Genomic DNA, 11,135 nt, shown 5'->3' with positions numbered 1-11,135 from the left:
TGAGTAGTTTTACAGGCAAAGCCGAAACGGATGATAACCACCTACTGAAGTAGGTGGTTTAGGGCTGAAAATAAAAACAAAAAAACCGCAGGCCTAAGGCACTGCGGTTTTCGTTTATCCAACTTGTCAGCGCTTAGCTGTCGTCTTCCGTGAAGTTCGTTGGTAATTGCTTTTTCATTTCGTTCCAGATCAACGCACTTTCCATACCATAATGACGAATCACTACTGGTAGTTGCTCACGCTGGCCACTTTCACAAGTTTCGAGCAATTGATGGTAAAACTTCAGAGCTAGCTCACGAGAAGCTGGATTTGAGAAGTAGTAGCTACCGACACGATCGTAGAGCTTCTTCAAACCATTAAAGATCAAACCGTAAATTTGATTTCCTGAATGGAATGCTAGGCGCTGGAAAAGCATATAATCGTAAAAGTTGAACGTTTTAGCAATCAAGATTTCTTGACGCTTCGCTTCATCTTTCTCGTTATCTTCTTTCACATTCTGCAGAACTTTTTCAGCATACGGCGAAGAAGCGATGAATTCGTCCCAGGAAGCCGCATTCATTAAAGATTCACAAGATTCGATTACGTTCTTAATTGTACGCTCAGAGCTCTCTTTGTTCGCTTTAAATGCATAGCGCATAAAGATAGGACTGATGTTAGTACGTGCCGCAAGCAGATCTTCTACAATGTTTGTCGCATTATCAACGTCTAGCGTCATTAAAGTATCCAAAATATGCAGACCAGAGGTCTCCATAAATTGGTTAACTTTCGTAGGTTTGCCGTGCTGGATAGTCAGCCATCCATCACGGGCTAGTCGTTGAAGAACCTCTCTTAAAGTCGTTCGAGTAACACCAATCAGTTCGGACAGCTCGCGCTCAGCAGGTAAAATTGAGCCTGGAGGAAAACGGCCGTTCCAAATGCTCTCGATAATATATTTTTCTGCGAATCCCGCAGGGCTTTTCGCCTTTATGACCATTCTACTTTTTATCCAATATTGATTTCTGAGGGTCGATACTACTCATCATACCACTACTTAGCGGTTTGAGAAAATTTACGATCAATAGTGGAAACGACTCCATAACATAGAGTTAATACTCTATATGTTGTGTCAATTTAAGAGGCTCTAACATGCGAGCGAAAGCAGTAAAATATGAATTTTCATTTAATTAAACAGCTCACAAATCTCGGAGAAATAAAGACAACCGTGTCACATTTTTATATTCAAAATATGAAAAATTACTTTGTATATCACAGTTAATATTCTTTCTTAATTTGCCTTTTCTCGTCACTGACCGTCATTTAAAATCCAAGAGGATTTTTTTAAGACTTTCATGGTATAGTAACGCCGTTTTGATCGCGTTATTACATTTAAAAAGTCATTTTAGTCGGTAGCATCACGTTTTGTTATTGACTAATAAATGCCTGAGTGTAGAGTTTGCGGTCGAAAGTGAGCGGTGCTTGAGTTCAGGGGAAGTAACTTGGCAAGACTACAATAAACAAAGGATTGTTGTTTTACTAAGTTATTGTTTTTAAAGACTAGTTAATAAGTCTAACAAACAGATACTTAAGCACTATTGTAGTGTCTATTCATAATTTTGTTATAAAGAGAATTATCATGCCGATATCGCTCGGAAACGCTTTTATCAAGAACTTCCTTGGTAAAGCGCCTGATTGGTACAAAGTTGCCATTATAGCCTTCTTAATAATTAACCCGATTGTATTCTTCCTAATAAACCCATTTGTAGCTGGATGGTTGTTGGTCGCTGAATTTATTTTCACGCTAGCAATGGCATTAAAATGCTACCCATTACAACCTGGCGGTTTACTTGCTATTGAAGCCATTGCTATCGGCATGACTAGCCCTGCGCAAGTTAAGCACGAATTAGTAGCAAATATCGAAGTACTGCTACTTCTAGTATTTATGGTTGCGGGCATCTACTTCATGAAGCAGCTATTGCTGTTCATTTTTACCAAAATTTTACTTGGCATTCGCTCTAAAACCCTACTATCACTCGCGTTCTGCTTTGCTGCGGCATTTTTGTCTGCATTTTTGGATGCCTTGACGGTTATCGCCGTTGTTATCAGCGTGGCGATCGGCTTTTACTCTATCTATCACAAAGTAGCGTCTGGTAACCCTATCGGTGACCATGACCATACACAAGATGACACGATCACTGAACTAACGCGTGATGACTTAGAAAACTATCGTGCCTTTTTGCGCTCTTTGTTGATGCATGCTGGTGTAGGTACTGCCTTAGGTGGCGTAACCACGATGGTTGGTGAACCTCAAAACTTAATTATTGCAGACCAAGCGGGTTGGTTATTTGGTGAATTCCTAATCCGTATGTCTCCAGTGACACTACCTGTATTTTTCTGTGGTCTCATCACTTGTGCTTTAGTTGAAAAGCTTAAAGTGTTTGGCTACGGCGCGAAGCTTCCTAATAACGTTCGTCAGATCCTCGTCGATTTTGACCGTGAAGAGCGTAAAACGCGAACAAATCAAGATGTCGCAAAACTCTGGGTTCAAGGTCTTATTGCGGTTTGGTTGATCGTTGCACTCGCTTTGCACTTAGCGGCTGTCGGCTTAATTGGCCTTTCTGTGATCATTTTAGCGACCGCATTTACTGGTGTCATTGAAGAGCACTCCATGGGGAAAGCGTTTGAAGAGGCCCTGCCCTTCACTGCACTGCTTGCTGTATTTTTCTCGATCGTTGCTGTAATCATTGATCAAGAGCTGTTTAAACCAGTCATCGATGCGGTGCTTGCCGTTGAAGATAAAGGTACTCAGCTAGCTCTGTTCTATGTGGCGAATGGCTTGTTATCTATGGTGTCGGATAACGTGTTCGTTGGTACGGTTTACATCAATGAAGTAAAAACTGCACTCATTGAGGGCCTCATTACTCGTGATCAGTTCGACTTACTGGCGGTGGCAATCAATACTGGTACTAACCTGCCTTCTGTTGCAACGCCAAACGGTCAAGCGGCATTCCTATTCTTACTCACATCGGCTCTCGCTCCATTAATTCGTCTGTCTTACGGTCGAATGGTTATCATGGCGCTGCCTTACACCGTCGTTCTTGCGATTGTCGGTCTAATGGGAATCATGTTCTTCCTAGAGCCTGCAACAGCTTCTTTCTACGAAGCTGGTTGGATTTTACCTCATAGTGGTGATCTGACTCCCGTAGTATCCGGTGGTCACTAAAATTTGAGTTGATTAGGAAACTTATCCACGATAAAAAGCTCTGAGTATTCAGAGCTTTTTCTATTTCAGACAGGAACAAAAACGTGACTATTTTAAATTCACTTAACCAGTTTTCAAAGGGACGTTTATCGTGGCTACTGCTTCTGCTATTCGTCGTTTTCTTTGAAGCATGTGCCCTCTATTTTCAGCACGTCATGATGCTTGCACCATGTGTCATGTGTATTTATGAAAGAGTCGCGATGATGGGAGTGGGCGTCGCTGCAATGGTTGGTATATTGGCACCCAAGAACCCAATTTTCCGCTGGCTAGGTTTGATAGGCTGGGGATTAAGTGCTTACAAGGGTTTGTTACTTGCGATGCAGCACGTTGACTACCAGTTTAATCCATCACCATTCGCGACTTGCGATTTATTCGTCACATTCCCTAGCTGGGCTCCGCTCAATCAGTGGGTTCCTTGGATGTTTGAAGCATATGGTGATTGCTCTAAGGTTGTATGGCAGTTCCTTGATTTATCAATGCCACAATGGTTAGTCGTAATTTTTGCAGGCAATTTAATCGCTTTGGCATTAATTGTAATTGCACAATTCTTCCCTGCAAAACGCGTTAATCCAATTCGTTAATCCTACTGACGCGTAAAAATTAACAAAAAGCCGACCATCTGGTCGGCTTTTTGTTAAGTGGATAGCGCGGCGATTCGATTTAGCCGCGTGATTGACCACAGCACTGCTTGAATTTTTTTCCGCTCTCACAAGGACAGGGATCATTGCGCCCGATACCTTTGAATGGGTTTAGGCTTTGAGCTTTATTGCCTACCATCAACTCATCCGCGCCCAGCGCGACTTCACCGACCATTAAATCAAGCTGATCGACTAAATCTGTCAGGGCCGGTGGCGTTTCAATACCTGCGTCGCGCATCTGTTGCTGCGTTGCTGGCTCATCGATAGCCAGCATCAAAGTGGTCAGTAATGCTTGCAGCATACGCTGTAACCCATCATTGAGCTCAACGTCTTGCCATTGTTCTTCAATCATTGGCCAAACAGACATAAAGCCTTCGGCAAAATCAGCAAGTTGTTCAGGTTCTTTGCCTGTTAGCTCTAGCACGGAATATTCGTTTCGTTGAATTCGGTTATGCTGCTTGTGAATTTGCTCTTCCACAGCTGGTTGAATCGCTTTGAATCCCTCACCTAATAGCGGCTCTAACCACTTTTCAGGAGCGAGTGGTTTTGTCGTCAGATTCGCAGCTAACACTGCGCCTTCGATAAATAGGCAAGATTCATCGACGTGAACTTCACCTTTTTCAATCAATGTGTATTGCATGACATCTGGTTTCCCATAAATTTGGCGGCATTATACCTCAGAGCTCAAAAGCACGTAACCTAACGTTGTGTGTTTGACTGCACTGGGCGCTTCGACTCTTTTAATGACAAACTTAACTTACATCGCTACAATCGCCCTCCTTTTTACCACCAAACTGTATTAGGCAAGCTATGCGAGTTGTACTAGGCCCAATGGAAGGCGTTTTAGATCATTTGATGCGCCAAATCCTGACCGAGATAAACGACTATGACCTGTGTGTTACGGAGTTTGTTCGCGTAATCGACCAGCTATTACCCGATCATGTATTTCACCGTTTATGCCCGGAGCTGTTGCAAGGTTCTCAGACTGCATCTGGTGTGCCAGTACATGTGCAATTGTTGGGACAAGAACCAAACTGGATGGCTGAGAACGCAATTAAAGCGGCAAATCTTGGCGCCAGAGGTATTGATATAAACTTTGGTTGCCCAGCCAAAATGGTCAACAAAAGTAAAGGTGGAGCAGCGCTACTCCAACATCCAGAGCTCATTCACCGTGTTGTTAAAGCTTGTCGAGAAGCCGTTCCAGAAGCCATTCCCGTAACTGCAAAAATTCGTCTTGGCTGGGAGAACCCTGAAGATTGCTTTGAAATTGTCGATGCCATTCAGTCTGCTGGCGCAAATGAATTGACCGTACACGCACGTACTAAACAAGGTGGTTATAAAGCTTCTGAGATAAAATGGGATTACATCAACCAAATTCGCGAACGTTTCGATATCCCACTGATAGCGAATGGTGAAATTTGGAATTATGAAGACGGTCAACGTTGCATTGAAACGACTGCCGTTAACTCTTTGATGGTGTGCCGAGGCGCTTTCAATATCCCTAACTTAGGCAATATGGTAAAACATAACCACCAGCCAATGTCATGGCCCGAGGTGGTTGAGTTGCTCATCTATTATTCCAAGTTTGAGATGAAAGGCGATAAAGGCTTGTATTACCCAAACCGCGTAAAACAATGGTTCTCTTACTTACGTCAGGCTTATCCTGAAGCAAAAGACCTATTTAGAGAAATCAGAACGTTCAACAAAGCCGCACCAATTGTTGAGCATATTCAACGCTACCGCGATGACTTAAACTCTCAGGTTGCATAATTCCCTAACACAAAAAAGGACGAATATCTCGTCCTTTTTTGTACCTAAATCCTAGTAACAGATCTTATTTTTGCCGGTACTTTTGGCTTGATATAACTTTTCATCCGCCGCTTTAAACAATTCATCAAAGTTTTCTACTCGGCTCTCTTTACTAAACACCACACCGCCAGAGATCGTAAAGCCTTCTTTCGTTACGCGTATCGAGCGCTCATCTATGGCTTTTTTTACTCTGTCTAAAATGAGTTTAATGCCTTCTGAATCTTCGTCATAAATCGCTAAAACGAACTCTTCGCCACCAAACCTTGAGGCAACATCGGTATGGCGAATATTTTCACGTATACATTTTGCAACAAGCTGAATTGCAGAATCACCGACATCATGACCATAGGTGTCGTTGATCTTCTTGAAGTTATCAATATCGAACACTGCTAAAGCAACCTGTTTTTTTGTCATCTTATTACGCCACACGGTTTGCATACCTCGACGATTCAATAAACTGGTCATTGGGTCTCTTGCTGCCAGTTCTTTAAAGTAACGTCGCTCGCTATGCATATTCACATAGAACAAGACGACGGTACTCAGCACGTAAATAAACAGTGCGACAATAAGGCTGTATTTTTCAAAAACCGCTAGGTTCTTAGCTTCATCCCAAAGGTTGTACTCGTAGTACATGCTGTGATTCGCACTCAATCGCTCTAATTCGACTGGTTTGATTCGTGTACTGTTTGAAGGAATGGATTGTAAATTGGAAACCAAATGAAACTGACCAACAAGACCTAGCGACGAAGCCATGAGCGTATTGATGTCAAAATCAATAGACAAAACACCTTGATGTTCTCCTTTCTCATAGACGGGTACCGTCATACTAATGACTTGACCTTCCATCGAGTCCAACACAGGCCCTGGTCCAGCCAAGGTAATGTTCACTTTATCTTGCGCGGTTTTTTGCCAAAAAGGTCGGGCTTTTAGCGTTGACAAAAGTTCTCTCGTGAAATTTTTTGCGTAGGTATCGGGTGAGGAGATAACGTAACCGCGTTTGTCAATGTAATGGATTCCAACAATGTGCGATTCAATATCGTGCAGAAATGACAATGACGGCGCAAAACCCGCCTTTTGTTCAGCTAACTGGTTAATCGTTGAACCTTGCTGGCATAAGCTTTCATCCCCTACGATCATATAATCAAGGTCAACCGCAGGTAACCCTTCACTATAAACACTTTCGAGTAATAACACATCTATAGGCCAAAGATAACAAAGCCCTTCTTTGACTAAAGAATTATGTTCTTCAAACAGTGGGTTAGCGTAATTGGTATAGTTGGTGAAGCTGTAATCTAAAGCCGTGAGTACTTTAATACCGCGAGACATTGCACGCTCGATACGCGAATACTCAGAATCGATATAGCGGTTAACCGCATCATAGTAATTTTTCGTTGTCACGAGTAAAACCACTACAAATAACGCCAGAGGAAAAAAGATGACAAATGAGAGGCTAAATCGCCTTTGGTTTACCATTGAGTACCATGCATATGAAAGGTCAATAGTCTCTTATGACTGCTATTAAATTGATACTCGTTATCTGGTGACGCATGCAATGCAGCACCAGATAACAAGAGACCAAACAAATGTGTGCGCGCTGTTTGAGACCGTTTATATATTAAAGGAGTTTAATCAATATAGAGTGTGGTGTCACTTTAGTCGCCATAATTTGCAGCTCTGTGCCGACATATTGACAGAGATATGACCTTTATAATCAACCTGTTCTGTGTCATCTAACAACGATATAACTTGGCTAACCTCCAAGCCCAGTTGCCACATAGGTAAATCGATTGAACATTCATTACCACTGAGATTAATCATAACAACGACTGCTTCACGACCCAGTACACGTGCGTACGCCAACTGATTGTTAGTGCAATGCAGCCATTGAATACAGCCCGACTGTAAAGGCTTACATTGTTTACGTATCTTGATCCATTGTTGGTAAAGCGATAGCCATTGTGAACTTTCAATTTCATTCCAAGGAAAACAACGACGATTATCCGGGTCTAGCCCTCCTTCTAGACCGACTTCACTCCCATAGTAAATACAAGGCGTGCCAACGTAAGTCATAAGCATTGCTAGCGCGATGTTCATTTTACGCTTATCACCATCAACCAATGTGATAAACCGAGCAGTATCGTGACTATCGAGTTGATTTAGCTGCGATAGCTGATTAGAAAATGGGATTTTTGCTCTGGCTTCGTCCAACCATGCTTTAAACTCCAAACCATCAATGTTGATTGGATCGTACATAATATCTTGTCGTGCGATAAAAGCTCGGACTGGATGAGCAAAACCGTAGTAGTTCATCGCCCCATCTTCTTGATCACCTTGCAACCACTGCGTTGCTTCAAAAAAGTGCTCACCTAACACATAAGCATTCGGGTTTACTGACTTAGTTGCATGACGAAACGCTTCAACATAACGAGCATTGTTTTTTGCTCCCTCTCCTTCGCCAAGCATATGAATGACATCAAACCGCCAGCCATCAACCAAGTACGGTGGCTTCAGCCAATACTTGATGACAGAATCTTCACTTTGGTAGATGTAGTCGCGCACCTGTTCATTTTCGAAGTTCAGAACCGGTAAGTTACCAATGCCTTTCCAACCAATGTAGTGATTGGTTTCGCCTTCGAAAAAGTAGTAATCACGGAGCTTTGACTGCGGATTGCCATATGCTCCTTCTCCTTTTTGTTGGATATCAAACCAAGGATGATGCACTGACGTGTGGTTAAACACCGCGTCTAAGACAATCTTCATATTCTTACCACGGATTTTCTCACACAGTTCAGCAAACTGATCGTTGGTGCCGAACATAGGGTCAACAGTGAAGTAATCAGTGGTGTCGTATTTATGATTACTTGGTGAAGAAAAGATCGGATTAAAATAAAGCGCAGTAACGCCGAGCTGTTCAAGATAGTCCAACTTTTGCTCCACACCTTTGAGGTCGCCGCCAAAGAATTCACGTGCCCCGGTATTTTGGTGAGAGCCTACCGCGTCTCCCCACGCCTTGACGACCGATGCAGAATCATACTGAACATAAGCGTGGCGAATATCAGACTCACTTTTACTAGCAGAAAAACGGTCAGGAAAGATTTGATAGAAAACTTGCTCTTGGACCCAGCTTGGTGGTTGATGCTCTACATTCAACTTAAAGTGGAACTCTTTGGGTGGAATACGCTTTTGTACGCCTCGTGCATCGAGCCAGTATTGCTGTCCGTCTTTGAGGAGCTTAAACACATAATGTGTGACATCTCGATCTTGATTTGGTCGAAACGATGCCTCCCATAGTAATAATTCACCAGCTGTTCCTACTTGAGCCATATCGACCAGATATTCTTCATTGTCCGGCTCAATACGCACATAGACGGAATCAAAATCCAATGTCTCGGTTTTCAGTCTGACTGTAACTTGCTCGTCATTAAAAGCTAAACCATCAATAGTTTGACTATGAAAAATAAATGGCAGGTTCATTATGGGCACTCCTCGTCATCGGATATGCCACTATGTTATTGAAGAATTAGAGACAAGAAATCCTCCCTGCGAGTTGACATATCAGCCAATTTTCGCAAGGAGGATCACACTTAGTAGGCGTAGTGACTTGTCGGATACCGCTTAGTTCAACAAAAGACTGTCATCTGCCAGCTCTTCACCACGCACTTTGGAGAACATATCCAACAAGTCTGGTACTTGCATGTTAGCGCGCTGCTCTCCAGCCACATCAAGCACAATTTCACCTTGGTGAAGCATTACGGTCCTATCGCCACATGCTAATGCGTCTTTCATCGAATGCGTCACCATCATCACGGTTAAATCGAACTCATCGACAATACGTTTAGTTAAGTCGATAACAAACGCCGCCATACGAGGATCAAGCGCAGCCGTGTGTTCATCAAGCAACAACAACTTACTCTCCGATAACGTCGCCATCACAAGGCTAACGGCTTGTCGTTGTCCACCAGACAGCAACCCAATGCTATCGCCCAAGCGGTCTTCTAAACCAAGACCGAGGATGCTAATTCGCTCTTGGAACAGCTTGCGACGTTTGGTAGAGAGCGCCAACCCCCAGCTGCGTTTTTTACCACGCATGTGCGCGAGAGCCATGTTCTCTTCTATCGTCAGTTCACCACAAGTCCCGGCCAATGGATCTTGAAACACTCGGGCGCATTGCGTTGCACGTTGGGCAACCGTCTGCTTGGTGACGTCTTTGCCATCAATGATCACCTGACCACCTATCATCGGCGTCTCACCTGTCACCGCACCAAGCAACGTCGATTTTCCTGCGCCATTAGAACCAATCACGGTAAGAAATTGATGCTCTGGAACCTCTAAAGAGACGCCTTTCAATGCACGATTTTCCAAAATCGTCCCAGGGTTGAACGTGACCTGAATATTATTTAGTTCGATCATAATGCCTCCCCAGAACCATTTTTTGATGCCGCTTGTTTAGCATCAGTAACGCGTTGTTTCGCTCTCATGCTCTGTTTTAGCTTTGGAGCAATAAGCGCCACAGCCACCAATACTGCGGTAACCAGGTTGAGGTCTGAAGCTTGTAAACCAAACATGCCAGAGCTCAAAGCGAAAGCCACTGCAAGGCGATAAAGTACCGAACCGATGATGACAGCAAATACCGCAACCCAAATTTTTCGCCCCGGAATGAGGGTCTGGCCCAAAATCACAGCAGCCAAACCAACCACAATGGTGCCCACGCCAGAGGTCACATCTGCAAAGCTGTTCGTTTGTGCAAACAACGCGCCTGCGAATCCGACAAAACCGTTAGATAAAGCCAAGCCAAAGTAGGTATAAAAGCCAGTGCTCGCCCCTTGCGCAGAAACCATACGCGCATTCACACCCGTGGCTCGTAAACCAAGACCAAAGTCGCTGTTCAGCAGGCGAATGACAAAGAAAGCGGAAAGAAGAACTAAGACCCCAACAACCAGAGGGCGAATAAACATCGCATCGCCCAATGCTTCAAACGGAGTGAGAATCATATCCTCTCCAAGCAACGCCATATTAGGTTTGCCCATAATACGAATATTAATTGAAAATGCAGCGATCATGGTAAGAATGGAAGCTAACAGGTGTAAAATACCACACCGAACAGCCAGAAAAGCGGTTACCCACCCCGTCATACTACCAGCTATCATCGCCATTATTGTCGCAAGCCAAGGATTAATACCTGCGACAATCGCCGTTGCAGCCACCGCAGCTCCCATTGGAAAGCTGCCATCCACACTCAAATCGGGGAAGTCGAGAACACGGAACGTAAGATACACACCCAGAGCGACTAGGCCATAAATCAAGCCAATTTCGAGTGCACCAAAAAAAGCAAATGCAGACATAACTGCTCCTTTCTGCATGCTCAGGCTGGCTAATACCAACCTGAACGTAAGACTTCTAACGTATACTCCCCTTCTTCTCTAGCAGAATGCTCTACACGAGAAGTCTGG

At 43.7% G+C, this 11,135-nt stretch carries 9 protein-coding genes; 3 read left to right on the top strand and 6 right to left on the bottom strand.

The features are described from left to right. Positions 1–133: 133 nt before the first annotated feature. Entirely contained in the window at positions 134–973 is an 840-nt protein-coding gene (gene fadR / locus R8O70_RS14665) for a fatty acid metabolism transcriptional regulator FadR (RefSeq protein ID WP_203345872.1), read from the bottom strand. A gap of 639 nt (positions 974–1,612) precedes the next feature. On the opposite strand from fadR, the gene nhaB reads away from it, so the two are divergent. Then, complete coding sequence (gene nhaB, locus R8O70_RS14660; RefSeq protein ID WP_005380822.1) at positions 1,613–3,199, top strand: Na(+)/H(+) antiporter NhaB; 1,587 nt, start codon at positions 1,613–1,615, stop codon at positions 3,197–3,199. An 83-nt stretch (positions 3,200–3,282) separates the two neighbouring features. After that, positions 3,283–3,819, top strand: a complete 537-nt coding sequence (gene dsbB, locus R8O70_RS14655; RefSeq protein WP_017821379.1) for a disulfide bond formation protein DsbB — start codon at positions 3,283–3,285, stop codon at positions 3,817–3,819. Positions 3,820–3,898: 79 nt separating this feature from the next. Here dsbB and R8O70_RS14650 read toward each other — a convergent pair whose 3' ends face one another. Beyond that, entirely contained in the window at positions 3,899–4,516 is a 618-nt protein-coding gene (locus R8O70_RS14650; RefSeq protein WP_005380818.1) for a YecA family protein, read from the bottom strand. A gap of 170 nt (positions 4,517–4,686) precedes the next feature. On the opposite strand from R8O70_RS14650, the gene dusC reads away from it, so the two are divergent. After that, positions 4,687–5,646 (top strand): tRNA dihydrouridine(16) synthase DusC, encoded by a 960-nt coding sequence (dusC, locus tag R8O70_RS14645; protein WP_318184227.1) that lies wholly within the window; start codon positions 4,687–4,689, stop codon positions 5,644–5,646. A gap of 51 nt (positions 5,647–5,697) precedes the next feature. On the opposite strand, the gene R8O70_RS14640 is transcribed toward dusC, so the two are convergent. The 4 genes from R8O70_RS14640 to R8O70_RS14625 all read right to left on the bottom strand — a co-directional run bounded on the left by R8O70_RS14640 (position 5,698) and on the right by R8O70_RS14625 (position 11,027). Next, the gene (locus R8O70_RS14640) at positions 5,698–7,158 is read right to left on the bottom strand and encodes a sensor domain-containing diguanylate cyclase (RefSeq protein WP_005387278.1); all 1,461 of its coding nucleotides are present in this window, start codon (positions 7,156–7,158) and stop codon (positions 5,698–5,700) included. Between the two features lie 174 nt (positions 7,159–7,332). Then, positions 7,333–9,159 carry a maltodextrin glucosidase gene (gene malZ, locus R8O70_RS14635; protein WP_258623332.1) on the bottom strand — a complete coding sequence of 609 codons (1,827 nt, stop codon included), beginning with the start codon at positions 9,157–9,159 and terminating at the stop codon, positions 7,333–7,335. Positions 9,160–9,300: 141 nt separating this feature from the next. Next, a complete protein-coding gene (locus tag R8O70_RS14630; protein WP_005387275.1) occupies positions 9,301–10,095 on the bottom strand; it encodes an ABC transporter ATP-binding protein in 795 nt (264 codons plus the stop codon). Further along, entirely contained in the window at positions 10,092–11,027 is a 936-nt protein-coding gene (locus R8O70_RS14625) for an ABC transporter permease (protein ID WP_258623334.1), read from the bottom strand. The genes R8O70_RS14630 and R8O70_RS14625 overlap by 4 nt, the downstream gene beginning before the upstream one ends. Between the last annotated feature and the right edge of the window lie 108 nt (positions 11,028–11,135).

Source organism: Vibrio sp. 779(2023), from assembly GCF_033344285.1.
In the GTDB taxonomy this organism is placed as follows: domain Bacteria; phylum Pseudomonadota; class Gammaproteobacteria; order Enterobacterales; family Vibrionaceae; genus Vibrio; species Vibrio alginolyticus.
This window is presented reverse-complemented; position numbering and strand designations above follow the sequence as displayed.